This window comes from Nitrospira sp., assembly GCA_024998565.1.
Lineage (GTDB): Bacteria > Nitrospirota > Nitrospiria > Nitrospirales > Nitrospiraceae > Nitrospira_A.
Genome location: JACOEM010000011.1, coordinates 106148 through 131863 on the forward strand (window position 1 = coordinate 106148; position 25716 = coordinate 131863).

At 56.7% G+C, this 25716-nt stretch carries 20 protein-coding genes; all 20 read left to right on the plus strand.

Features of this window, described 5'->3' with window-relative positions; translation table 11 throughout:
• Positions 1-11: 11 nt before the first annotated feature.
• The 20 genes from H8K11_16560 to H8K11_16655 all read left to right on the plus strand — a co-directional run bounded on the left by H8K11_16560 (position 12) and on the right by H8K11_16655 (position 25715).
• A complete protein-coding gene (locus tag H8K11_16560) occupies positions 12-485 on the plus strand; it encodes a PCP reductase family protein (protein ID MCS6265364.1) in 474 nt (157 codons plus the stop codon).
• A 76-nt stretch (positions 486-561) separates the two neighbouring features.
• Positions 562-1647 (plus strand): hypothetical protein, encoded by a 1086-nt coding sequence (locus tag H8K11_16565; GenBank protein ID MCS6265365.1) that lies wholly within the window; start codon positions 562-564, stop codon positions 1645-1647.
• Complete coding sequence (locus H8K11_16570; protein MCS6265366.1) at positions 1644-3509, plus strand: cytochrome ubiquinol oxidase subunit I; 1866 nt, start codon at positions 1644-1646, stop codon at positions 3507-3509. The genes H8K11_16565 and H8K11_16570 overlap by 4 nt, the downstream gene beginning before the upstream one ends.
• Positions 3510-3538: 29 nt before the next feature.
• Positions 3539-4195, plus strand: coding sequence for a DUF3047 domain-containing protein (locus H8K11_16575; protein ID MCS6265367.1), 657 nt, complete (start codon positions 3539-3541; stop codon positions 4193-4195).
• Positions 4196-4229: 34 nt separating this feature from the next.
• Positions 4230-4631 (plus strand): hypothetical protein, encoded by a 402-nt coding sequence (locus tag H8K11_16580; protein ID MCS6265368.1) that lies wholly within the window; start codon positions 4230-4232, stop codon positions 4629-4631.
• A gap of 15 nt (positions 4632-4646) precedes the next feature.
• Positions 4647-5561, plus strand: a complete 915-nt coding sequence (locus H8K11_16585) for a formylglycine-generating enzyme family protein (GenBank protein ID MCS6265369.1) — start codon at positions 4647-4649, stop codon at positions 5559-5561.
• Positions 5562-5572: 11 nt separating this feature from the next.
• Complete coding sequence (locus H8K11_16590; GenBank protein MCS6265370.1) at positions 5573-6526, plus strand: SUMF1/EgtB/PvdO family nonheme iron enzyme; 954 nt, start codon at positions 5573-5575, stop codon at positions 6524-6526.
• A gap of 512 nt (positions 6527-7038) precedes the next feature.
• A complete protein-coding gene (locus H8K11_16595; protein MCS6265371.1) occupies positions 7039-8958 on the plus strand; it encodes a cytochrome ubiquinol oxidase subunit I in 1920 nt (639 codons plus the stop codon).
• Between the two features lie 86 nt (positions 8959-9044).
• Complete coding sequence (locus tag H8K11_16600) at positions 9045-10364, plus strand: nitric oxide reductase (GenBank protein MCS6265372.1); 1320 nt, start codon at positions 9045-9047, stop codon at positions 10362-10364.
• Positions 10365-10412: 48 nt separating this feature from the next.
• A complete protein-coding gene (locus H8K11_16605) occupies positions 10413-11450 on the plus strand; it encodes a cytochrome c (GenBank protein MCS6265373.1) in 1038 nt (345 codons plus the stop codon).
• 47 nt (positions 11451-11497) lie between these two features.
• On the plus strand, positions 11498-13282 hold the full coding sequence (locus tag H8K11_16610) for a c-type cytochrome (protein ID MCS6265374.1): 1785 nt from the start codon (positions 11498-11500) through the stop codon (positions 13280-13282).
• A 93-nt stretch (positions 13283-13375) separates the two neighbouring features.
• Positions 13376-13996 (plus strand): molybdenum cofactor guanylyltransferase, encoded by a 621-nt coding sequence (locus H8K11_16615; protein ID MCS6265375.1) that lies wholly within the window; start codon positions 13376-13378, stop codon positions 13994-13996.
• A gap of 563 nt (positions 13997-14559) precedes the next feature.
• Entirely contained in the window at positions 14560-15045 is a 486-nt protein-coding gene (locus H8K11_16620; GenBank protein MCS6265376.1) for a glycosyltransferase family 9 protein, read from the plus strand.
• A gap of 84 nt (positions 15046-15129) precedes the next feature.
• Positions 15130-16884 carry an arginine--tRNA ligase gene (locus tag H8K11_16625; protein MCS6265377.1) on the plus strand — a complete coding sequence of 585 codons (1755 nt, stop codon included), beginning with the start codon at positions 15130-15132 and terminating at the stop codon, positions 16882-16884.
• 13 nt (positions 16885-16897) lie between these two features.
• Positions 16898-18055, plus strand: a complete 1158-nt coding sequence (tgt, locus tag H8K11_16630) for a tRNA guanosine(34) transglycosylase Tgt (GenBank protein ID MCS6265378.1) — start codon at positions 16898-16900, stop codon at positions 18053-18055.
• Positions 18056-18078: 23 nt separating this feature from the next.
• Entirely contained in the window at positions 18079-18399 is a 321-nt protein-coding gene (yajC, locus tag H8K11_16635; protein MCS6265379.1) for a preprotein translocase subunit YajC, read from the plus strand.
• 35 nt (positions 18400-18434) lie between these two features.
• A complete protein-coding gene (secD, locus tag H8K11_16640) occupies positions 18435-20084 on the plus strand; it encodes a protein translocase subunit SecD (protein MCS6265380.1) in 1650 nt (549 codons plus the stop codon).
• 12 nt (positions 20085-20096) lie between these two features.
• The gene (gene secF, locus H8K11_16645) at positions 20097-21014 is read left to right on the plus strand and encodes a protein translocase subunit SecF (protein ID MCS6265381.1); all 918 of its coding nucleotides are present in this window, start codon (positions 20097-20099) and stop codon (positions 21012-21014) included.
• 76 nt (positions 21015-21090) lie between these two features.
• On the plus strand, positions 21091-24267 hold the full coding sequence (locus H8K11_16650; protein MCS6265382.1) for a PAS domain S-box protein: 3177 nt from the start codon (positions 21091-21093) through the stop codon (positions 24265-24267).
• Positions 24264-25715, plus strand: a complete 1452-nt coding sequence (locus H8K11_16655) for a sigma-54-dependent Fis family transcriptional regulator (GenBank protein MCS6265383.1) — start codon at positions 24264-24266, stop codon at positions 25713-25715. Before H8K11_16650 ends, H8K11_16655 begins: the two co-directional genes overlap by 4 nt.
• Position 25716: the final 1 nt, after the last annotated feature.

Sequence of the window (25716 nt, forward strand, 5' to 3'; positions counted from 1 at the left end):
GCGGCGGATGGATGCATACCGAGGGTGTTGAGGAGCGTAGCTCCCGTGAGGGCGATCCCACGTGGTTTGTCCGTTCGGAATGTCGGTCCTGCCAGTGGGTAGTGGGGGTCGATGTGCCGGTGGGACAGGTCGAGGGGTTGGTCGATCGGCTGATGTGGACTGATGATGCCCGGCATCGGCTGGATCGTGTTCCTCCCTATGCCGTTCCAGTCCTGCGTGAACTGGTGGAGGGGTTTGCCCGGACCAGACGGCAGCGAGTGATTACCTACGATTTGATCGATCAGGCGAAAACGGGCGATATGGTCTCATGGGACCCGGATGCGGAGCAGCGCCTCGCCAATGTGCCGGCGCCGGTTCGGGCCATGGCTCGGGTTGAGTTGGAACGAACGGCGGTGGATCGTGGTGAGGGCTCTGTGACCGTCGCGCTGATGGAAGAAGTGAAGGCGCGGTATTTCGGCATGGCGGCTCAGCGTGATGACGCGTAAATGCTAAGGCAGCTCTTATGCAGAGTCCCCGGAGTCGTTCTCGCGCCCTCTATCATTGTGCTGGGCGACTGACAACATGTTGCACCGATTGGCATTACGAGTCCTTCCAAGTTTGACGCTGGCTGTCACCGAAGATTCGGTTCGCACAAGAAAGCGCCTGGTGATGTTTGTCCCGGGGCTGGTGGCGTTTGCGGTGTACCGGGCGGCGAAGCATGGCATGTCGCTGGCAGAGCCGGTCACGCTGCTGATCCTGAGTGGCCTGGTGTCCCTGGTGACGGCGATATGCGCCTATCGTGTCGGTCGAGCGGTGCCGTTTGCACGACTGATGAGCATGGATGGCGCCAGACGTATCGGATGGATTCTCGCCTGGATCGGTTTTGTCTACGGAGTGCAGTTGTCGCTGCTCGTGCTGGCGCTGCTCTGGCTGGTGGGCTATGACTATGCCAAGCATCCGGATGGTCCGGCCATGATGGCGATGATTATTCCCAGTACGGCCGTCGCGCGCGATGCATTTGAGATCGGGTATGTGCGATGGCTTGAAGCCAGCGGGCGGCCGTTCGTCACGTTTCCTGACGGCGCGGGACTTCGTGCGTTGCTGGCGCGAGTGAGTCCGGCACTGGCTGGGTGGGTGGCGGCGGGAGTCGTCGGCTGTGTGGGGCTCTCGATGTTCCTAGCGGCGGTCGTCGGCGGAGAGCTGGCCGTGTTGGCGCAAGGCGCTGTCGTGACGATGGCGGCGGGAACAGTTGGTCTCCTGGCGTTTTTCGCCGGGCAGGGGAACGGGACAGCCTGGATGGCCGGATTGACCGCGACTCGATGGGGTGAATTGGTGAAGTTTTGGTGGTGGCCCGGGTTGGCCTTTGCCTCGACCTACTATCTGGTGTTGGTCGGCGGTTGTCTGTATGTGTTGAAACAGCCGATGAGTTCCCCCGGACTCTTCGCTGGCGTCGCCGGCCTCGTCGGTGGCGTGATGGCGCTGTACTGCTATTACCTGGGACATCGGCGGGAGATTGAAAATCGTCAGCCTGGAGGAGTGCCCAGCGCCTTGTTGCGCTGCCCATTCGTCATGGGCATTCTCGGCAAGTCCCGTGAAGCCATTGCTGGTACGGCATTGACTGGGTCTGCGGCTGTCTTCGAGAAGAATAGCCAGAGAGCGTCGTCATGATCAAACGCCTTCCGCTTCCGTCCGTGATTCTGTTGCTGTGTGGGTTGCTGGTGGCCGCGAGTGTGCTGCTGCTGAATCCACCATTGCTGGTGGCCGCCGACCCCTCCGCAGATGTCTATTTCCATACGCCGGGGGTTCCGGACGGTCCCTCGGCGCCGACGGCGAATGAGAACCATTACCCACAAGTCGGGTCGCTCGATAGCCGGTTGCTGATGTGGTTTATCATTCAGCAGCATACGTACTTTGGTGGTTTCGTCTTGGCCCTGCCGATCTTTTGCGTCCTCTTGGAATTCCTGGGGCTGGTGGCGAGGAATCCCGCGATGGCTGTGCGTTATGACGGGTTGGCGCAAGATCTGTTGAAGGTGGCGCTGCTTGCACTGTCCGTGACCGCGGCGGTCGGGAGCGTGATGCTGACGATGTTTATCACGCTCTATCCCAGCTTCATGCAGTACATGGGCGGCACCTTTAAAGTCATGATGCCCCTCTATGCGCTAGTGTTTGTCGGGACGACGTTTCTGACGATCGCGTACTACTACAGTTGGGATCGGATGGCAGCGCCGGGATCGAAGTGGGTCCATCTGTCGATCGGTGTGCTGGCGGTGGTGTTCGGCACGTCGTTGCTGTTGTTGGCCAATGCCTGGTCGGCCTTCATGATGGCGCCGTCCGGCGTCGACGGGCAGGGGCGGTATTTGGGGAATCCCTGGCATCTGCTTCGCTCTGCACTCTGGAATCCATTGAACTTGCATCGATTCCTCGCGGACATCATGTCGGGTGGCGCGGTGGTCCTGGCCTACGCCTGTTATCGGTTCTTTTCCGGGAAGAGCCAGGAGGAGCGGGCCTACTACGACTGGGTTGGCTACGTGTTTTTGTTTGTGACGGTCTGCGCATTGCTGCCGATGCCGTTCGCCGGCTATTGGTTGATGCGTTCCGTCTATGCGTACAGTCAGAGCATGGGTGTCACGATGATGGGCGGGTTGCTGACCTGGCTCTTCGTGGTGCAGGCGTTGTTGATCGGCGCTCTCTTTCTCGGGGTGAATTACTATCTGTGGCAGAGTATGGGGCGGATTCGTGGTGGAGAGCGTTATCAGCCCTACTATCAATATTTGCTGCTCGCCCTGACGGGTTGTCTGTTTATCTGGTTGACGCCGCACACGATTCTGATGACCGGGACGGAAGTCAAAGCCATGGGCGGGGCACAGCATCCCGTAATTGGAAACTACGGTGTCATGTCGTCGAAGAACGGGGCGGTCAATGTGATGATCTGCATCACTGCGTTGAGTTACATCTTTTATCGACGCGCAAATCGAACGATGACGATCTCATGGGCCAAAGCAGGAAACGTCATTCTGGGGGCTCTGTTCGGCCTCGGAACCGCGCACATCATCGGCCTATCGGTCTATGGATTCTATCTTCCCGCCAGTCTCCGCGTCGGGCTGTCGGGTCCACAGGCCGTCACCACGTTACTCGTAGTCACACTGGGCTTGCTGTTGAACCGGCGTATGTTGCGCGGTGCCACGATTCACGGTCCTGTGCAATGGGGGCAGATTTCGGTTCGCGGCATGGTGGGCTTGTTCGGGTTGGCGGCGGCGTTTACCTGGGTGATGGGGTTGATGGGGTATATCCGCTCTTCCGGCCGGTTGGCCTGGCATGTCAATGAGTTGATGCCGGATACGTCGCCGTGGGCGTTTACGCCATCGCTCGGGTTCGCTGCCAAAATGGTCACGATCAATATGGCCTTGTTTTGGGGGGCGGTATTTTTCCTGTTCTGGGTCTGTCAGCGCGGACAGCAGCCGGTGATGCATGAGGATGTGAGTGCGGAGAAGGAGGCAGGCTTTCTGCCGTCTCCGTCTCATGAGGGCTAAGGACGTTGATGAAGGAATGTGAAATGACTATGAGGAAGTTTGTCGCGGCGATCGGCTTCTTGGGTGTGGTGGGAGTGTGCAGTGTGACGGGATCCGTTGCTCCGGCCTATGCAGGTGAGGCCGGCGTGTTGGTGCTGGAGGATTTTCAGTCGGCGGATCAGGATGGGTTTCCGATCGATTGGCAGCATGAGAACCAGCGTAGTCAGGCCAAGGGGCGCGATGCCTACAAGATTCAGTCGCAGGACGGGAAAAAGTTTCTCGCTGCCAAGGATGCCGGGCAGCGTGTGAAGAAACGCAAAATCGACTGGGACCCGAAGGTCTACCCGGTACTGACCTGGCGGTGGCGTCTCCATAAGGCACCAACCGGGTCGGAGCCGATTGCCGCGCTCTATGCTTCCCTGGATACTGATTTGATGTTCATCCCGGTATTTACGAAATACATCTGGAGCGCCGGAAAGCCGGAGGGGACGTTTGTTGAGGGGGGGATGTTCAGTGGATCCGAGTTGGTCGTGCAGAGCGGGGTGGTTCCGGTCGGGGAATGGGTCGAAGAGCGCGTGAATGTCTACGAGGACTTCAAGCGTATTCATAAGCATGAACCCGCGGAGAAAGCCTGGGGAATTTCGCTGTTTGCCGGCCCCGGTGTCGAGATCGATTTTGGCGCGGTTACGGTCAGTCAGGCCAAGTGAGTGTCTCCGCGGTTTCTACAACGATGAGGTCTGCATGTCAGCGTTGAACCGACCTTCGACCAGCGCGCTGGTCGACGTCGTATTCGGTGTCGTCGTCATGGGCACCGTCGGTGCCCTGATCGGCACGATTTTGGGCGGCTCGTCCATTCCCCTGGCATCCGGATTAGGATTGGTGCTTGGCGCGGTGGTTGGTTTTCTCGGTGGGCGCCGCTTCCTGGTCAGTATCCTGGTCGGTACGGTACTCGGTGGCCTGTTGGCGTGGTTTATTGCCGGAATTGAGAAGGTCTCGTTCGGGGCAGGGGCCGGCGCGGCGATGGGGGGATTTCTCGGCGTGCAGATTTCGATGTTGTTGGATGTGCGGGCAGCGAGAAAGGCTGCGGCACTGGAAGCGAGTAGTGACGAGGCTTCGGCTGACTCGGCGGTTATTAAATCCTGAGGTGCGAGTAACGAGATGGAAAATAGGGGTGTGCTGATCGGGTCGATCATCTTTGTGTTCGGGTCGTTTATTTTGATGATTGGCGGGCTGGTCTACGAATCCTATAAGGCGAAGCAGTTGCGCCAGCAGGTGCTTTCGATCACCACGGAGGTCAAGCCGGTTGCCGCGGCCGCCGCGCAGGACTTCTCGATGTATAAGACGCTTGTCGGCGATGACGGACGTGAGATGGTGCAAGTGTCTGAAGGGCCGTTTGTGATGGGCAGTCGAGATAACGATAGTGATCCGGATGAAAAGCCTGAGCATCAGGTCTACTTGAAATCGTATTTCCTGGACAGGCACGAGGTCACGCAGGATGCCTATGATCGTTTCGCCAAGATGACGAAGCGAATCAAGCGGAAGATCGAAGTGTTTGAAGAGGACCCTGCCAAATTGTTGAAGCCGGAATATCCGATGATCGCCGTGACATGGGACGATGCCGAGGCCTATTGCAAATGGGCCGGCAAGCGGCTGCCGACGGAAGCGGAGTGGGAGAAGGCCGCTCGTGGAGAGGGGAAGCGCCGCTATGCCTGGGGTGAGGAGTTTATGGTGGGCTACGCGAACATCGATGGCAATGAGGATGGGTTTCGTTACCTTGCCCCGCCCGGGTCGTTCGAGTCTGGCCGCAGTCCCTACGGAATCTACGATATGACGGGCAACGTCGGTGAATGGGTCGCGGATTTTTATGACGAAAATTCGTATCGGGGTTCTCCGTATCGTGATCCGAAGGGGCCTGACCAGGGCGAGCAACGGGTTATCCGCGGCGGTTCCTGGCGGGAGACCAAACGAAACGTGCGTGCGTCCAAGCGATTCCAGGCAAAGCCGTGGCGGCATGACATAACGGTCGGCTTTCGCTGCGCGAAAGACATCGAGGCTGATGTGGTCGTTAAGTAGTCGGTTGCATCATGCTCGAAACGCGATTCAAAGTGATCTTTCTTCTGGTGGTGTTGTTTGCCGCCAGCTTGCCCATCATAGCAATTCTTCGCGGGACGATATCCACCCCGTTCGAAGCTGAGCCTCAATCGGCCGAGCAGGATCAGAGCGCCTCCAATCCTGAGTCGGCCTCCGTTGAAGAACCCCTTGAAGAAGAACTCGTTGTGATTCCTGCGGGGCCGTTTGTGCTCGGGACCAACCGGGGCGGGTTCGACGAGCAGCCTGAGCGGACGATTTACCTCGACCAGTTTCTGATTGATCGTTACGAGGTGACTAATGCGCAATATGCCGCGTTTGTGAAGGCAACGGGACATCGAAAGTCAGGACCGCCCTCACGGTATGCGAAAAATACGCTGCGCATGCGAGGTGTGAATCAGCCTGCGGTCTATGTCTCCTGGGAGGATGCCAAAGCTTATTGTGAGTGGCGTGGAAGGCGGCTGCCTTCTGAGGCGGAGTGGGAAAAGGCCATGCGTGGGCCGGATGGTCGCCTGTGGCCATGGGGAAACGTGGAAGTGCCGAATGCGGCGAATTGGGCTCGCGTAGACGACGGGTTTGACGTGGCGGCGCCGGTGGGGCGGGTGAAGAGTGACGCCAGTCCCTATGGTGTAATGGACGGCGCGGGCAATGTGATGGAATGGGTGAACGATTGGTACCTTGAGGGGGCCTATGCCGCAGCTTCGGAGCGCAATCCGGAAAGTCCTGAATACGGGACCTACAAGGTGCTGCGCGGGGCTGCGTATACCAGTTCGGGATCTGATTTACGCATTACCGCGCGCAGCAAGATGATGCAGGATTTTCGGGATGAAACAATCGGCTTTCGTTGCGCTCAATCCAGTGCGGAAAATGGCCGGTTGTCTGGAGGCGTGGGGGCGGAGAAAATCACAGGAAATCGAAGTAGTAGAGGATCAGAAACACGGCCAAAATGATATTGACAACCATTCCAGCCAAAACTATAATGTCGAACACTTTTGAATTTTTAGCCATAAAAATCCCTTTAAAAATCATGTGCGTGAGGGATTTTGATTAACACAGCGTAGTTGGTGTGTCAATTCAAAATACGTACTTAAACCGTTGGGAGAATCAAGATGGAAGCTGCTCAGGATGACGTCCAAGTTAAGATCGGAAAAATGATTTTCTACATCACCCTGGCAGTGAGTCTTTGGTTTTTTTACTGGTTCGGCGGGATTCAGTGCCCTTGCTGATCCGGTATTCTGGCCTGGGAAATCGTTTATCAAGTTGAGGGGGGTTTGAGATGGGCCAAACAATTGTGTATGTCGTCGTATCCGTGCTGATCTGCGTCTCGTTTTTTGCAGCGGTTGATCATTTTCTGATGGATGCGCAGGGTTTGGACTTTTGGTATCTCCTTCGAAAGTAATTATTCGGAGGGTAGGGCTTTGAAGTTGTTGTTCACATACGCGATGTATCAAGGAGGTAACCCATGGGCTCTGTAACCCGCACGAAGTTGATGTCGATCATGGCGCTAGGCGCAATGATCGGCCTCCTCCTCTTGCCTATTCTGGTTGCGATCCCTGCCCTTGCTAGCGACGGTGGCGCTCCTGCTGCCGGCGTGAAGAAAGAGGGTGGTGACGCAAAGGTTGAGAAGGGTAAGGACGTTTATTACAAGACGGAAGGTATTGTCTCGGGCCCGCCAGCTCCTAAGACAACGGACAGCGAGAAGGACTATCCGCGATACAACTTCGAGAGTCGCGTCCTGCTCTGGTTTGCCAATCAGCAGCACCTTTACTATGGTAGCTTCGTCTTGGCTGTTCCCATTTTCTGTATGGTCATCGAATTTATGGGTGTGGTGACCAAGGATAAGGCGATGGCCAAGCGGTATGACCAGCTGGCGTACGACTTTATTAAGATCAGTTTGACGGCCTACTCTCTGACGGCCATTCTGGGCGGTATTCTGATCTTCACCTTCCTGACTCTCTATCCAGCCTTCTTCCAGTATCTCTCGGGTATCTTTAGGCCGGTCATGCATATTTATGCATTGATGTTCGTGGCCGAAAGCGGAACCCTCTACATTTACTACTATGGCTGGGACAAGATGAAGGAGGGGTTCCTGAAATGGATTCACCTCAGCATGTCCGTCGTCCTGAACGTCATCGGCACCATCTTGATGTTCCTGGCGAATTCATGGATCGGCTTCATGATGTCTCCTGCCGGCGTTGATGAGCAGGGCCGGTATCTGGGTAACATTTGGCACGTGATCCACACCGCATTGTGGAACCCGCTCAATCTCCATCGCATTCTCGGTAATATGGCCTTCGGTGGTGGTGTCGTGGCGGCCTATGCGGCCTACCGTTTCTTGTCTGCTAAGACCGATGAGGAGCGTGCTCACTACGACTGGATGGGTTATATCGCGATGGCTCTCGGTGTGGCGTTCCTGATTCCGTTGCCATTCGCCGGCTACTGGTTGATGCGCGAAGTCTATGCATATCGTCAGCAGATGGGTATTACCTTGATGGGCGGTCTGCTGGCTTGGCTGTTTATCATTCAGGCCACCATGATCGGAATTCTGTTCCTGAGTACGAATTACTATCTCTGGCAAGCTCTCGGACGGATGCGTGGTGCGGAAAAGTATCAGCGCTACATCAAGTATCTCGTATTCCTGCTTACATGCGGATATCTGGTGTTTATTACGCCGCACACCATCGTCATGACTCCAGCCGAGTTGAAGGCAATGGGTGGTCAGCAGCATCCAGTGCTGGGTAACTATGGCGTGATGTCGGCCAAAAACGGTGGAATCAACGTCATCATCACGACCACGGTCTTGAGCTTCGTGTGGTACATGCGAGGCAACAAGGTGTCCACGGTATCGTGGTCGAAGTTCGGCAATATCTTCATGGGCTGCTTTTTCTTCTTTGCGTACCTCAACATCATTATGTTGGCTGTGTATGGCTACTACATTCCGGCGAACGTACGAGTCGGGTTGTCCGTTCCGCAGGTGGCTACCACGCTGTCGTGCCTGTTCTTCATGTTCGCACTTAACAGCGTCATGATGAAGGGTGCCAAGCAGATGGGACCGATTGAGTGGGGCAAGATTTCTGCTCGCTCTCAATATGCGCTCATCATGTTGGCCACGGCCTTCACGTGGATGATGGGTCTGATGGGATACATCCGATCCTCCGTCCGCTTGTTCTGGCACGTCAACGAAATCATGCGTGACAATTCACCATGGGCGTATACCCACACGGTGGGTTTTGCCGCGAACATGATTTCTGCGAACGTACTGTTCTTCTGGATTTCAATTATGTTCGTGTTTTGGTTGGGAGCCCTTGGTGCCAAGAAGGCGCCAGTCGAGGCGAAGGCAGCCGTGCCTGGTCGGGCGGCTGCGCCAGCGGTGGGTCACTAGTCAAAACGCAAGAAATGAATCAATGAGGGAGGGCGTCTGGCTGTATCGGTGGCCAGCGCCTTCCCCTCCTGCAGGAGGTTTGAGCTGTGATTGAACTCATTAAAGCGGCCTTAGCGATGGGCTGGCCAGCATTAGGCATCCTGGTTGGCCTAATGTTTTATTTCAAGGCCTCCATTTCAGACCCAGTTGCCAACAAGCGTGCGGTGTTCAAGACGTTCATCGGCATCATTGGCGCGATGCTACTTTTTATGGCAATCGCCAATTACAAGATGAACTTCTTCGAAGAGTCACGGCTCTTGCCGGTGTCTCTGGTTCTCATTACATCGATGACGTTCATGATGGCGCTGTATTTCACGAACATCAGCGCCTTGCTGAAAATCGGCGGCTTCATGTTTTTCATCGCCGCAGCACTTTCCGGTTACGGTAACTGGTTGCCCCAGGTGGAAGGTGGATTTCCGCCCATCGAAGAAAAGAAAGACTTCAGCAACATGCCCCAGACGGAGCTCGCTGACGAAGGCGAGAAGATTATCTTTGGCGGCGTTGGTCAGAACAAGGTTCAGGGGGCGATCGGTAAGGGACAGTGTCCGCTCTGCCATGCTTTCCATAAAGGAATGTTGGGAGAGCGTGCGCCAAACCTCGACGGGTTGCCGGAGCGCGCGGGAACGCAGATCGACGATCCTCGTTATCATAAGGGAAATGCTGCAGCTCGTGATTCAGACCAGAAGGAAGCATTTCCTGGATCTGGAACCGCAGAGAATGGCCAAGAATACATTGCCGAGTCCCATGCCTGTCCGAGCTGTTTCGTGGTGGCTGGTTACGGTGTGAAGGGTACCAATGATAAAGTCAGCCCTATGCCGTCCATCCATAAGCCGCCGATCTCTTTGTCCTTGCCCGAGTTAGCGGCTGTCGACACCTGGCTGTATGTGCGTGAAGGGCGTGAGGCTCCGAGCTTTGATGAAATTGTGAAGTCCTATGAAAAGTTCATCCCGGATTCTGAGCGTCCAAAGCCGCCAACAGAGGGCGACAAGGCCGCCGGCGGGGGTGCATCCGCGCTCATGGCTGACGGGACTGAGCCTGTCGATCAGATTTTTGCGAAGGGACAATGTGTGGCATGCCATACGATCCCTGGTATCGCTGGAGCGACCGGCACGATTGGTCCGAAGCTGGTCGAGGGAACAAATGCTCCGCTACGCATTAAAGACAAGGATTATAAGGGAAAGGCGAAGAGCGTCCCTGACTACATAATGGAATCCATTGTTGAGCCTAGCGCTTACGTTGTGAAAGGCTTCCCTGACAATACCATGCCTAAGGTGTTCGGTCAGAAGCTTAGCGCCGGCGCGCTCAAGAAACTTGTAGATTACCTCTCGCAGGTGCAGGAAGGGAAAGAGCCACCCAAGGCCTCCTAGTTGCGATGGGTATCTGGTTGCTATTGCGGAAGAAAGGGAGATGAGGACATGAAAGCATTAATGTCAGTCGGGGCATTGATCGGCGTCCTGGGACTGCTCATGTTGATCGGCATGATCTTCGGAGTGATTCCCTCGAACACCGTCAGGCTCGTTGAGGGCTACATGCCCATGCAGGTCCTAAGTGAGCTAGCCGTATTCGTGGCTGGCTTCACCGGCCTGAGTTATCTAGCCAACTCGATGGGAATTGCTTTCCCTCGGTTTTGGCAGGGTGTGTTGTTTTGGGCCTTTATCCAAACCTATCTCAAGTTCCGTATCTATCCGCCGATTCCGTTCAGCGTTCGTGCCATGTACGGAACCGTATCGTTCGTAGCCGTGTTCATGTGGGTGTCGGCCAATGAAGAGGATTGGAAGAAATTCCGTCAGCCGATTCTCAATGTTTTGGATGCCAACACCGGCTTCCATAAGGCACTACGCACGATGTATCTGATTCTTCTTCCGCTACTCATTGGCGGCTTCTCTTTCTTGACGATGAAGCCGAGTGTCGATGAGCCGATTGAGTTGCGGACCGTGCATCCTGCACCACCAGCAAGCACGAAGGTGCATGGCAAGACTTACACCCTCCAGACTTCTCAGAATCCTTACCGGGTCAATCTTGAAGGTAAGTACGATCAAGCCTATAGCAATAAGCTGATCGTGGAGCAAGGCATGGGACGACTGATGGCTCCCAACGCCAACCCATGGGATGACAAAGCTGAAGGATACCTGAAGTACGTTCGGGAAGGTGGCGAAATATTCTTCCAGAATTGTCACTTCTGTCACGGCGACAATCTGAACGGTCGTGGTCTCCATGCCTTTGCGTTCAACCCGATTCCTGCTAACTTCACAGATCCAGGAACGATTGCGCAGTTGCAGGAAACCTTCATTTTCTGGCGGGTAGCGAAGGGCGGAATCGGTTTGCCGAACGAAGGATTCCCTTGGGCCTCGGTTATGCCACCATGGGAACAGCACCTGACCACAGATGAAATTTGGAAGGTGATCCTGTTCGAATACTGGCACACGGGATACTATCCTCGGACATGGGACTAATCCTGAATCTTACAAACAACCTGGGAGAACAGGTGGTGAGGTTAACAATGAGCAAACTTCGTATGAACGTAAAGGCGACCCCGATTATCGGAGCGGCCTTAGGTGCCCTCATCCTCTCTGCAAGTGCGGTGGGATTGGGTCATGCTGGAGATCTTCCGGAAGGCTTTGCCAAGGGTGAATTGGCCCCGGCTCCGCCCGCCGAGATGATCGAAGCCGGAAAGCGTGTCTATTTCACCAAGTGTGTCTGGTGTCATGGTGTGGACGGTGCGGGCGACGGGCCAGGTGCTGATCGTTTGTGGCCACGTCCGCGTAACTTCAATCAGGGTACCTTCAAAATTCGCCATACGGCGAGTGGAGAGTTGCCGCTCTTCAATTACAACGAGAAGACTCCTGATTCCGGCAAGAATGACCTGTTCGACACCGTCACGCACGGTCTTCCTGGCTCGGCCATGCCACCCTGGGAAGGTATCTTGACCGAGGAGCAGCGTATCCAGGTTCTGTCCTTCGTCACAACGCAGCTGGTTAAGGATAGAAAATTTACCGACAAACAGTCTGAGACGCAGACGATCCTCCAGCTCGGAACTATTAAACCTGCTGAGGCGACCGAGGACAGTATCAAGAAGGGCGCTCAGTTGATCGTGGACAAGAAGTGCATCGAGTGCCATGGTGTTGAAGGGCGTGGAGACGGAAACGCTTTCAATCTGAAAGATGATTGGGGGTTTTCGATTCAGCCGGCCAACTGGCACAAGTGCTGGAATTTCCGAGGAAGCCGGCAAGACCCTTACAACGTACGAAACATTTTCCGTACCTTCTCCACGGGTGTCAACGGAACGCCGATGCCGTCCTTTGCGGATAGCACGTCGGTCGAAGATCGCTGGAACATTGCGAACTTCGTGAACTCGTTGTGCGAACGCGATGAAGAGGGCAAGCCCCTGGGTATCGATCCTTTGACCGATAAGCCGAAGATCAACTTCGTTGTGCCTTCTGCGCCGGTCGAGGGTGAGATTTCAAACGACCCAGAAAATGAGATGTGGAAGAAGCAGGGCCGTCGTTATGTGGCGATGGGCGGTCAGATCACTCACAAACCTCGTAACTTCGTCAATCGTATCGATGATATCTGGGTTAAATCACTGTACAACGACAAGAACGTGGTGTACCTGATCCAGTGGGATGACCGGACGAAGAGTGTCGCCGAGGGGAAACTTCCTTGGGCGCCCACTCAAGTCAATGTCGAGAACTTTGGTGTGAAGGAGCAGGCACCTAAGACCGGAGAAGAAGGTTCAATTGCTGCAGCTCAGAACAACTACGCCGTTTATAACGATGGTATTGCATTCCAATTCCCCATCAAGTGGCAGGAGATTCCTGCTCCGTTTAAGCCACGATATTTGTGGGGTGATGCGAAGTTCAACGCCGACATCTTGAAGTGGGAGGCGGATGGTTCCCTCCGGTCCTTCAAGGGAACCGGTTGGGATCAGGACTTCGAGGAACGCGATGACTTCGAAGAAAAAGTTAAGTTGTTAAAGTCAGAGTGGAAGAACGGACAGTGGACTGTCATGATCTCCCGTCCGCTTAAGGGCGACAAGGATGATTATGATGAGTACACCCGGTTTGACATCGGTAAGTACATTCCGATGGTCTTCTTTGCCTGGGACGGACACAACGGGGATGCGGGACGGAAGATGGCCGTGTCGGCCTTCTATTACACAATCTTGCAGCCTCCGATTCCGCAGGAAGTGTACATTTACCCGGCCGTTATCGCAGTTGGCGTGGTGTTTTTGGAAGGGTGGATGCTGACCCGCCGGGCCAACAAGAAAAAGGGCAAGGTCCTCTAAGTCGATACTCGAGCTAGGGGTGGTGTCGCGAGGGGGTGGGGAAACTCACCCCCTCTTTTTTTGTGGCGATGAGACTCTGGGGACTGAGTTGGGATGAATGAGCGCAGCCTAGTCAATGCCACGGGAGTCCTCATTGCCGGTGGAAAGAGCCGTCGCATGGGGCGTGATAAGCGATTTCTGAAGGTAGGTGGGAAGAGTGTTTTTGACCGGACGCTCTCTCTCTTGATGGGTACTTTCGTGGAGACCATTATTGTTTTGGCTGAACCCATTGATTCACTGGATGTGCGTGGCTGTAGGGTAGTCTATGATGTGATCCCGAATGCGGGTAGTTTGGGAGGTTTGTATACCGGGCTACTGGCGGCGTCGCAGCCGAGAATATTTGCCGTGGCCTGTGACATGCCGTTTCTTGACCTCGAGCTGATTCGTTTCATGGCCTCCTTCGATGACACGGCCGATGTCATTGTTGCGAAACTCGAGGGACAGTTCCAACCCATGCACGCCATATATTCCAAGCGATGCGCCGAATTTCTCAAGGCGATGGCTGAGCGTCATGATCTGAAAATCCATGCGCTGTATCGAACGGAAGAACTACGAGTTGCGGTGGTAGGAGCAAATGACCTGTCATCTCTTGGTGGTGGTCTTCGTTCATTTCAGAATATCAATACGCCAGACGATTTGACTCTCGCCGACTCAGCGATACCCGATAAGCCGTGACGAGCAAGGTACCACAGGGCGTGAATAGGCGCGGGGTGCTCGTGATTCATGCCGGGGCCATAGGCGATGTACTCTTGGCCCGCCCTGCCTTATTCGCAGTCCGATGCCAGTTTCCACAGCATGAGATCGCATTGTTGGCCGGACAGTCCGTAGGAGCACTCTTGTGCGAAGCTCGTGAAGTTGATCGCCTCTTCCCTCTTGAATCGTCCTATTTCAGTGGGCTTTGGGTTGGGCCAGATAGTCTTTGCTCAGACTTCAGAGCCTGGCTCCGCAACTGCGATTTAGCAGTCGGGTGGCTACCGGACACAGAAGGGGCCCTCTCGGCTACACTGCGGGCCTCGGGTGTTCAGTATGTCTGCCTGCAATCTGCTTCATCTACCGACCTGCGTGCCGAGCACCAGGCGTCGCGGTATCTTGATGCCATTCAGGTCAGTGACACTCATCAGATACCCGGGACGCCACAGATACACGGCGCCCCACTCGATCTCTCACCAGTCATTCGTGAACGCGGTAGGCGCATCGTTGAGAGGCTCCTTCAAGAGAGTCGGCACAAGGTGGTGGTGATGCATCCCGGGAGCGGGAGCCCGCATAAGTGTTTAGATGGACGGCTTCTCGTGCCTGTGATCGAGTGGTTATTTCAGGCTGACATGGCTCCCCTATTGCTGGAAGGCCCGGCTGATAGTGAGGCTGTGGAGCGCGTCCTCGAGACTACAAAGCTGGATGTTCCGGTCATCCGTGAGCTGGATTTGTCCACGGTGGCAGGGGTGCTGTCGCACGCGGAACTCTATGTGGGGCACGATTCCGGCATGACCCATCTTGCGGCTGCCTTGTCGGTTCCTACGATTGCCTGTTTTGGCCCTACTGATTCACGTCGTTGGGCTCCGCTTGGTCGCGCCGTGTCGATTGTATCTGGAGCGCCCTGTACCTGCCGGACTTGGAGTGCCGTGGCAGAGTGCCGTGAGCGCGTGTGTCTTCAGATCGCTCCGGAGCGCATCATCGAGGCCTGCCGACTATTGTTGGCAGAGCGACGGACCGTTCCTGCCACCTAACTCACGATCTTGTCTCTCATGTCATGGTGTGTTAGATTCCCAGTTTGATTTTCGCTGTTTCCACGCAGACTTAGAGGGGTTTTTGTGACTCAGGGTGTGGTGCAAGACAAGGTCAGTCAGGCGTTGGTCGGGGCACTTCGATCGGCGCAACAACGCGGGATGCTCAAGCTTGAGCAAATGCCGACGGTCAATCTCGAAGCCCCGAAGCGGCCCGAGTGGGGTGATGTGTCGTGCACCGTGGCCATGTCGTTGTCAGCATCGGAGCGTCGCCCTCCGTTTGAAATCGCCCAGATTATTGTCGATCACATCGAGCAGCGCGAGGCATTGTTCAGTCGTGCAGAAATCGCGCGACCGGGCTTTCTGAACCTGACGGTCAAGCGGGAGCTCTGGATGGATGTTCTGCGCGAGATTGAAGCGCAGGGCGAGCGGTATGGCTCCAGCCAAGTGGGGCAGGGGCAGCGAGTGCTCGTGGAGTATGTCAGCGCCAATCCGACCGGGCCGTTGCATGTCGGACATGGACGCGGCGCGGCTGTGGGGCAAGCCCTGGTCCGTCTCTTACGCGCTACCGGACATGATGTCGTCAGTGAGTACTACATTAACGATGCCGGCCGGCAAATGAAGTTGCTGGGACTGTCTGTTCTGGCGCGGTACCGGGAGGCTTGTGGGCAGACGGTGTCCTTTCCTGAAGACGGATACCATGGCGGGTACATTCGCACGGTCGCCGAGCAGGTGAAGGCGGAACAGGGCGCGGCGCTGCTCTCGCTTCCCGTCGCTGACGCGGAACAGCGGAGTAGGGAGTTCGCGTATCGGGAATTACTGGCACTCATCCGTCAGGATCTGGAGACGTTCGGGATCGCCTTTGAGTCCTGGTTCAGTGAAGCCTCGTTGTTGTCGTCTGGCGCCGTGGAGCAGGTACTGAATGAACTGCGAGCCAGGGACCTCTTGTTCGATCAGGAGGGCGCGCAATGGTTTCGATCGTCGGCGTTTGGTGATGAAAAGGATCGGGTGGTCCGCAAGCAGGAGGGGGACTATACCTATCTGGCTTCCGACATCGCCTACCATCGAGATAAGCTGCGACGGGGCTTTGATCTCCTGGTCGATGTGTGGGGCGCCGACCATCACGGGTATATTCCGAGGATGCAGGCGGTGGTGCAGGCCTACGGATACCCGAGGGAACGACTGAGGGTCGTGCTGGTGCAGATGGTGAATCTCCTTCGTGGAGGCCAGAAGGTCGAAATGTCCAAGCGGTCCGGAGAGTTCATTACGCTGCGCGAGGTGATGGACGAGGTTGGGGCGGATGCCGCCAAGTTTTTCTTTCTCATGCGCGATTCCAGCACGCATCTGGACTTCGATTTGGAATTGGCCAAGCAGCAATCGCAGGAAAACCCGGTCTATTACGTGCAATATGTGCATGCGCGGATTGCCAGTCTCCGGCGTGTGGCGGCTTCGCGTGGCATTGCCTGTCCCCTTCCGAGTCAAGCCGATCTCAACGTATTGGAAGATCCTGATGAACTCGCGCTCATTCGGAAACTGTCGGCCTTCCCGGTGGTATTGCAGGCGAGTGCCGTGGAGCTGGAGCCGCATCGAATGGCCTACTATCTTCGTGAGTTGGCCGGCATGGTGCATCCCTTTTATAACAAGCACCGGATTTTACCTCCGGCACCAGACAGCGATGCGGCAGCCGCCTCATCCACAGAGCAGTCGGGCTCCTCAGGCCGGACAACTGAGGTGATGACGCCGGGTCTGACGGGTGCCCGGCTGGCACTCATGTGGGCCGTGCAGCAGGTGGTCCGAAACGGGTTGAACGTGTTGGGCGTGTCAGCCCCCGAGCAGATGTAGGACCGCCGATCCCATGTTAACCTTCCGCATCACCCATGAAGAATCCGGCGGCCGTGCGCGCGTCGGTGTGTTGACGACCGCCCGCAGTGAGATCGCGACGCCGGCGTTTATGCCGGTCGGTTCGCTGGGCAATGTGCGCAGTGTCGATGGAGAGGAATTGCTCAAGATGGGATATGGCCTCATCTTGAATAACGCCTATCACTTATATCTTCGCCCCGGCCATAAAGTGGTGGAAGAGTTGGGCGGGGTGCATGGGTTTACGGCATGGCCCGGCGCGATTCTCACCGATAGTGGGGGGTTCCAGGTCTTCAGTTTGGCAAAGTTTTGCAAGGTCTCCGATGAAGGGGTGATGTTCCAATCTCATATCGATGGGTCGTCGCGGTTTATCAGCCCGGAAACCTCCATCGAAATTCAGGAAGCCTTAGGCGCGGACATTATCATGGCGTTCGATCATGTCGTGGCATTGCCGTCCTCCCTGGATCAAGTTCGAGATGCCTCCAAGCGGACGTCGCTCTGGGCGCGCCGGTGCGTCAGTGCTAAGCGGCGGACGGATCAATCGTTATTTGGGATCGTTCAGGGCGGCCTGGATGCCGGTTTGAGAGTGGAGTCGGCGCGTGATCTGGTCTCGGTGGGGTTTGACGGATATGCCGTCGGTGGATTGTCGGTAGGCGAGGACAAGGCCGACATGTATGGCATGTTGGATGTCACGGTGCCCGAGTTGCCGTCGGCCAAGCCTCGTTATTTGATGGGCGTGGGCATGCCCGAGGATCTGGTTGAAGGGGTGGCGCGCGGGGTCGATATGTTCGATTGCGTCGTGCCGTCGCGTCATGGACGCACAGGCTGGTTGTTTACTTCGTTCGGGCGTGTGGTGATCAAGCAGGCTCGGTATGCGCGTGATGAACAGCCTATCGATCCGGCTTGCCGGTGTCCGGTGTGCACGCGGTACACCCGGGCGTACTTGCACCACTTGTTCGGCGTCAAAGAAATGTTGGGCGCCCGGCTGAATACGATTCACAACTTATGGTTTTTTGCGAAGTTGATGGAGGAGATCCGGAGCGCCGTTCGAGGCGGAACCTTTCAGGAGTTTCGCCGTGAATTTCATCGGACGTATGTCGTGGATCGGCCGGCCGATGATGGTCGATCGGACATTCAGAATACGAACGGGTCTTAACGGCGGCACAGGCGGGGGACATTATGTGGGATTCGGTGGCATGGGCTCAGGGAACATCGGGGAGCACAGGCGCAGGAGGTGGTCTTCTCTCGCTGGTCCCGTTCGTCCTGATTTTCGTCATTTTCTATTTCATGCTGATTCTGCCGCAGCAAAAACGCCAGAAGCAGTTGAAGACGATGATGGAAACGTTGAAGAAGGGCGACAAGGTGGTCACGGCATCCGGAATCTGGGGGACCATTACGAATTTAGGAAAAGACACGGTGACGCTCCAGATCGCGGACACGACCAAAATCAAAATCCAGAAAGAGCATATCGCTCGGCTGCGCGGTGAAGAAGAAGACTGACGCACGCGACGGAGACGGGAAGGATTGGCGCACGTATGAAAAAAGTCGGCGGACGGTTGTTAGCCCTAGTGACGATGGTGGTCGCCTCGATCATCTTTTTCTTGCCCTCATACCAACCTCTGTACAAGGAACTGCCGCGGTGGGTGCGTGAGGTCCTGCCGGACAAGGGCGTCACCCTGGGGTTGGATTTACAAGGCGGCATTCACCTGGTGTTGGAGGTGGAGGAAGATCGGGCCGTCGAGATTGCCGTGGAGCGGACGGCGGCGGGGCTCCAGGATCTGTTAGTGGAAAAGAAAATCCCGGCGGAGTCGGTGAAACGTACCGGCTCGTCGCAGATCACCATCGGATTTCAAAATGCCGAATTGAAGGCGCAGGTCCAGAAACTGTTGGACGATTTCCCGACCTATGTGGAGGTGGAGTCGGCCGGGTCTGCAAACAAGGTCGTCTGGGAGTTGCGGGATGCGGAGATCAAGCGCATCAAGGACTCCGCCATCAACCAGGCTCTGGAGACAATCCGGAATCGCATCGACCAGTTCGGTGTGGCAGAACCGTTAATCCAGCGACAGGGGCTCAAGCAGGTGGTCGTCCAGTTGCCCGGTATCAAGGATGCCAAGCTTGCCAAGGATCTGATCAAGCAGACCGCGCTGCTCGAGTTCAAATTGTTGGACGATGAGAATCAGCTCAAGCTGGATCTGCCCGGCCGAATTCAGAAGGGCAAGGAGCGCGAGGACGCGTTCCTGAAGCAGGTTGAGGGGAAAGTGCCGGAAGGCGACCAGATTCTGTTCGAACGGATCGTCGAAAAAGACAGCGGGCAGGAATGGCTGGCGCCCTATCTGGTGAAAAAGCGGGTGATGCTGGCCGGCGACGTGTTGAGCGATGCGCGGGTCTCCATCGGCCAGTTCAATGAACCCTACGTGTCCGTGACGTTCGATGCGAAAGGCGCGCGGGAATTCGACCGCATCACGGGCGAGAACGTGAAGAAGCGCATGGCGATCGTGCTCGACAATACCATCTATTCAGCGCCGGTCATTCAGGAACGAATCAGCGGCGGGCGAGCGCAGATCACAGGGACGTTTTCGATGGAAGAAGCGAACAACCTGTCGATCGTGTTGCGCGCCGGGGCGTTGCCTGCACCGCTTAAGATCATCCAGGACCTGACCGTCGGTCCGTCTCTCGGGCAGGATTCCATCGAAAAAGGTGTGAAGGCCACGCTTTTTGCGGGCCTCCTTGTGATCGTGTTCATGGCCCTGTATTACCGCCTCTCCGGCGTGATCGCAAACTTTGCGCTGTTGCTGAATCTGATCTGTCTGATCGGGGCTCTCGCCGGCTTGAACGCCACACTGACCTTGCCGGGCATCGCCGGTATCATTTTGACCATCGGTATGGGTGTGGACTCGAACGTGCTGATTTTTGAGCGCATCCGAGAAGAACTTCGGCAGGGCAAGGCGGTTCGGGTGGCGATCGATGCGGGATACGATAAGGCGCTGTTGACGATTGTGGACTCGCACGTGACGACGCTGATCACGGGGTTCGCCCTGTTTCTCTTCGGTACCGGGCCGATCAAAGGTTTTGCCGTGACCCTCTGCCTCGGTATCGCGATCAACCTCTTTACGGCGCTGGTCGGGACCAAAGTGGTGTTCGACCTGTTCAATCAGCGCAGGAAAATTGAGCAGCTCAGTATCTAGGAAGGAGCCGGAATGTTCGAGATTTTGGGGAAGACGAATATCGATTTCATGGGGAAGCGGTCCATCACGTTTGTGATCTCCGGCATTCTCGCCTTTCTGGGTCTCATCGCGGTGCTTCAAATCGCGCGCGGCGCGGCGAATCTGGGAATTGACTTCGCCGGCGGGACGGCGGTGCAGTTGAAGTTCGAGCAAGCGATGAAGATCGACGAGGCGAGGCGTGCTCTGGAAAATAACGGCCTGGGATCGGCGGAGTTGCAGGAGTTCACGCAGGACAACAAGTTGCTCATCCGCGTGAAGGCGTCGACCACGATTGAGGAGAAGGTTGCCGAACGGGTCATGGCGGTGTTCAGCAAGGAGTTCCCCGCCAACAAGTTTGTGGTCGATTCCAGCATGGAAATCGGCCCGACGATCGGGAAGAAACTCCAGGAAGATGCCATGATTGCGGTCCTGATTTCCTTCGTCGGGATCGTGCTCTATATTGCGGTCCGGTTTGAGTTGCGGTTCGGCGTGGCCGCCGCCCTGGCGACATTCCACGATGTGCTGGCTGTGCTGGGTGTCTTTTATCTGCTGGATAAAGAGATCACGCTGCTGGTGATCACGGCGTTGCTGACCCTGGCCGGGTATTCGTTGACGGACACCGTCGTCGTTTTCGATCGTATTCGTGAGAATTTGCGGACGCGCCGGCGTGAGGATGAAGAAACGATCATCAACCAGGCCATCAACCAAGTTCTGAGCCGTACCATCGTCACCAGTTTGACCGTGGTCATCGTGCTCATTCCACTGGTGCTCGCAGGCGCCGAGGTCTTGCACGATTTCTCCCTGGCATTGCTCGGGGGTGTGATGTTCGGAACCTATTCATCGGTCTTCGTGGCGAGCCCGCTGTTGCTGCTGTGGCCCGGCAGTGCCGGGGGGCTCATGAAGCGTCGTTAAGCTCGGGTCGTCCGGGCCTTGGCCGAAACCCTATATAATTATGTGAGAGGGCCGTTAGTCGGGGTACGTCGCACCCATGTTGTTCTGGAGCCGCTCTCACAGTCTCCAGCGAAAGATCATCACGGCGATCGTGATGGTCGGCCTCCTGCCGTTGTGCCTCTCACTCGTCCTCACCTACATCGAAGAACGCCGGGCGCTTCGGGAAACGATCGGGGCCAACTTTAAAGAGGTGGCGGTCGAGGCTGCCCGGCGAATTGAGATGCAGGTCACGCGAGGCGTCAACGAGGCGCAACAACTTGCCGCCACACCTTTCCTGCGCACCTCGGTGACTGAATCCAATCGCACCTACCTTGACAAGGACGAAAAAACCGTTCAGTCCATGATCAAAGCCTGGCAACAGCGGTGGCGTCAACGGGACAAGCAGAGCGAGTTTCCGCTGTTCATCAACAGGATCGTGACCAACTACTTGATTCGTTGGCACGATATCCGCAAAGCCGATTATGTGGGGATCTTTGTCACGGACAATCGCGGCGCTCTGGTGGTGAGTTCGATCCCGCAGGTCGAGTATTACCATGGCAAGGCGGCCTGGTGGCAGGCGGTCATGAGGCGCGGAACGGGGAGGGTGTTTGTCAGCGATATCTTCTTCGACCCGGCCTTTGGCACCCACGTGGTCAATGTGTCGGCGCCGATCATCGACGATGAACAGCATGTGACGATCGGTGCGGTCACCGTGCTTTTGCGGCGGGACACCCTGTTTCATTCCGTGTCGGAAGCCACGGTGGGGCAGACGGGGCATGCCATGTTGTTCAATTCTGACGGGGTTCCGTTGATTTGTCCGGTGCTGGCACCGGAAGAACATGCGGTGAAGCCTGAGCTGGTGAGCGCTATCAGCGCGAGCCTCGCGGGATGGACCACGCTGGCCAATGATTCGCACGGGGGACAGAATTCGATCGTGGGGTTTGCGCCGGTCCGGCTGGGGACTGAACTGACGCCGGACAGCCTGGGTGGCAAGCGCTGGGTGACATTCGTACGGCAGGACCCGGCCGAGTCCTATGCGCCGCTCTCGCGGCTCGTCGTGCAAGTGACGGTGTACGGGCTGGGGGTGTTCGGCGTGCTGTTGCTCACGGGCCTGACCGTCGCGCGACGCATCGCCCGTCCGATCGGACTGTTGCATGAAGGAGTGCAGCGGATCGGAAGCGGGCGGTTGGATCAGCAGTTGGATCTCAAGACCGGCGATGAAATCGAGCAACTAGCGGACGCCTTCAATAAAATGGCGGCGAATCTGCGTACCTCCTTCGAACAGATCGAGCAGCGGATGGAAGATGTCCGCCGGCTGGAGGCGCGGTATCGCGATCTCATCGAACATTCCCCGGAGATGATCTATCAGTTGAACAAAGCCGGCCAGTTTGTGCACGTGAATAAGACCGGCCTGGACAAGCTCGGTTATTCCTTGGAGGAGATGCTTCAGATGCGCCTTTGGGATCTCGTTCCCAAAGGCCGTGAGACGGAGGTGTTGGCCTATCTGGAGCGGTTGGTTTCGCAGGGGCGCAGTACGATAGAGACCGTGTTTGTGGCCGGGGACGGCCACCCGATCGACGTGGAAATTCATGCGACGGCCTTATTCGAAAGCGGCGGCGGTTTGGTTCACTCGCGCGCGTTTGTCCGCGATGTCACGGAGCGGCGGCTGTTGGAGGCGCAAATCCATCAGTACACGACCAGACTGGAACAGGCGGTCAACGAGCGCACACGGCAACTGGTGGCCTCGCAAGAACGGTATAAGGCGTTGTTCGACCTGGTGGCGGATTCGGTGTTTATGGTGGGGGAGGACGGCGTGATTGTGGCCGTCAACAAACGGGAAGAGCAGGCGCTGGGCTACTCGGAGCAACAGGTCGTCGGAAGCAGTATTCTCAACGTGGTCGAACCGGTTCACCATGACGAGATGCGGGTGTTGTTGGAAAAGATCCGCGCGGGCGAGCGCCAGGTGCCGACCCAGGAAATCACCGTGCGCGATGCCACCGGCAGGGAAACGCCGGTGGAGATGGATTTGATTCTGGTGCGCGGCAGCGATCATACCTGGGTGATGGTCCAGCTTCGCGACATCACCGACCGGAAACGTCTTGAGCGGCAGATGCATACCTACCAGCAGGAGCTGGAAGCGAAGGTCAGCGAGCGAACCCGCGAGATTGAAGAGACCAAGCAATACCTGGAGAACCTCCTGGAGAATGCCAATGACGTCATTTACACGCTCGATAGCGAGCAGTGTTTCACGTATGTGAACAGCAAGGTGCGGGCGTGGGGTTATGCCAAGGAGGATTTGTTGGGGCGGCCGTATCTGGGGTTACTGTCGAAACGGCATCGTGGGCGCCGATTGAAATCGACGCTGGATATCGGTGTAAAACAGGTCTATGAGGTTGAAGTGTTGACGAAGGCCGGCGAGCCGCGCTCCGTGATGGTCAGCGTCTCGCCGCTCCATGGCGTGGAGGGGGAGATTCTGGGCGTGCTGGGCATCGCCCGCGATATGACGGATACGAAGAAGCTGGAGCAGCAAATCAGAAACTCCGAGAAGCTGGCGTCGGTAGGAAAACTGGCGGCAGGTGTTGCGCACGAGATCAACAACCCGCTGGGGGGCATTCTCAATTGTCTCTATAACATGCGGAAGGGGACCCTGTCGCCGTCGCGGCAGGAGGAGTACCTGGCGTCGATGGAAGACGGATTACGCCGGGTGCAGCGGATCGTCCGGCAACTGCTCGATTTCTCGCAGCAACACAACCCGGAACTTGCGCTGGCTGATATTAACCAAGTCGTCAATCGGGTATTGCTTCTGACGGACCATCTGTTTGTCCCCCATCGTGTACAGCTGGAGACGGCGCTTTCCCCCGACATCCCAGAGTTGATGATCGATCGGCATATGATGGAGCAGGTGTTGATGAATCTCGTGTTGAATGCCATTCAAGCGATGCGGACCGGTGGAGTCCTGACCATTCGCACGTCGATGGATGAGGCCCACTGTCTGGTACGAATTCAGGATTCGGGTTGTGGCATTTCGTCCTCCGTGTTGCCGCGGATTTTCGATCCGTTCTTCACCACGAAAAATGAAGGGGAGGGCACCGGGCTCGGCTTGTCCGTCAGCCTGGGCATTGTGGAACGGCATGGCGGGAGGATTTTTGTGGAGAGCGAAGTCGGGAAAGGAACCACCTTTACTGTCTCTATTCCGCTTGCGACGGAACGGCACGCCATCGGGAGGTTTTCGTGAAGGGCCTCAAAGTACTGATCGTTGATGATGAGCCGTTGATGCGGTTGTCCATGCTGGATGCTTTGGAAGGCATCGGCTGTGAAGTCATGGCAGCCGCCACCGGAACGGAGGGGCTGACGATCCTGGGCACGCGTCAGTTCGATATCGTGATTACCGACCTGCGCCTTCCAGGCGCCGACGGCCTGACGATTTTGAAGGCCTGCAAGGAGCGGAGTCCGACGACGGAAGTCATCCTGATTACCGCCCATGGGTCGGTGGACACGGCGGTCGGTGCGATCAAGCTGGGTGCATACGACTACATCACCAAGCCGTTTCAAATGGACGAGCTGCTGCTGATCGTCGAGCGGGTCGGGAAAATTCTTGGATTGCGACGGGAAAACATTGAGTTGAAAGAGGTGTTGGAAGACCGGTTCAGCTTCGGCGGGATCCTCGGGTGCAATCATCAAATGCGGGCTCTGCTGGAGAAGATCAAGTTGGTGGCCGCAACCGATTCGCCGGTGTCGATTGTCGGGGAGCGAGGAACGGGCAAGGAGTTGGTGGCCCATGCCATTCACTTGAATAGTCTCCGGCGCGATCAGCCCCTGATCAAGGTCTGTTGCGCGGACCTTCCCGAGGCGCTCCTGGAGGCGGAGTTGTTCGGTCATGAAAAGGGCGCATTTTCCGGGGCGCTGCGCCAACGACGAGGGCGATTCGAATTGGCGCACAAGGGAACCCTGCTGATCGACGATATCGATGCGGTTTCTCCGAATGTGCAGGCCAGGGTGTGGCGCTTGCTTCAAAATCGGCGATTCGAGCGGGTCGGCGGGCGTGAACCCATCGAGGTGGACGTCCGGATCGTGTGTGCGTCCACGGATGATCTGAAGGAGATGGCTCACCAGGGACGGTTCCACAAAGATCTTTCCGAGCAACTCACGGCCGTACAGATCGTGGTACCGCCATTGCGCGAGCGGCGTGAAGATGTGCTGGTGATCGCCGAGCATATGCTGGAGGCGAGGTCGGCCACCCTCGGGAAGTCGCTCGACGGGTTTTCGCAACTGAGTCGCGATCTGCTTCTGCACTATTCGTTTCCCGGCAATGTCGGTGAATTGAAACAGATGGTGGAGCGCGCCGCTGTCTTGGGGCGGGAAGGGGAATCGTTACAGCCGTGGGACCTGTGCGGCTTCCAGACTTGTCCCTATCTCGGCGGGTCACCTCAACCAGGGTGCGGCTTTTGTGCGGAAGGACTGACGGCGAAGGTCGAGCAGCCGAAGTCCGCAGCCCCTGCCACGCTCGCGACGGCCCGGGAAGCCTTCGAGCGGGACTATATTGCCGCTGTGCTGAAGCAGGTGGACGGTAGTCGGACGAACGCTGCCACCATCCTGGGGTTATCCCGAAAGGCGCTGTGGGACAAATGTAAGCGGTACGGTCTCTCCTCCGCCAAGGGTGAGGCGGAGGAGAAAGAGGAGTAGG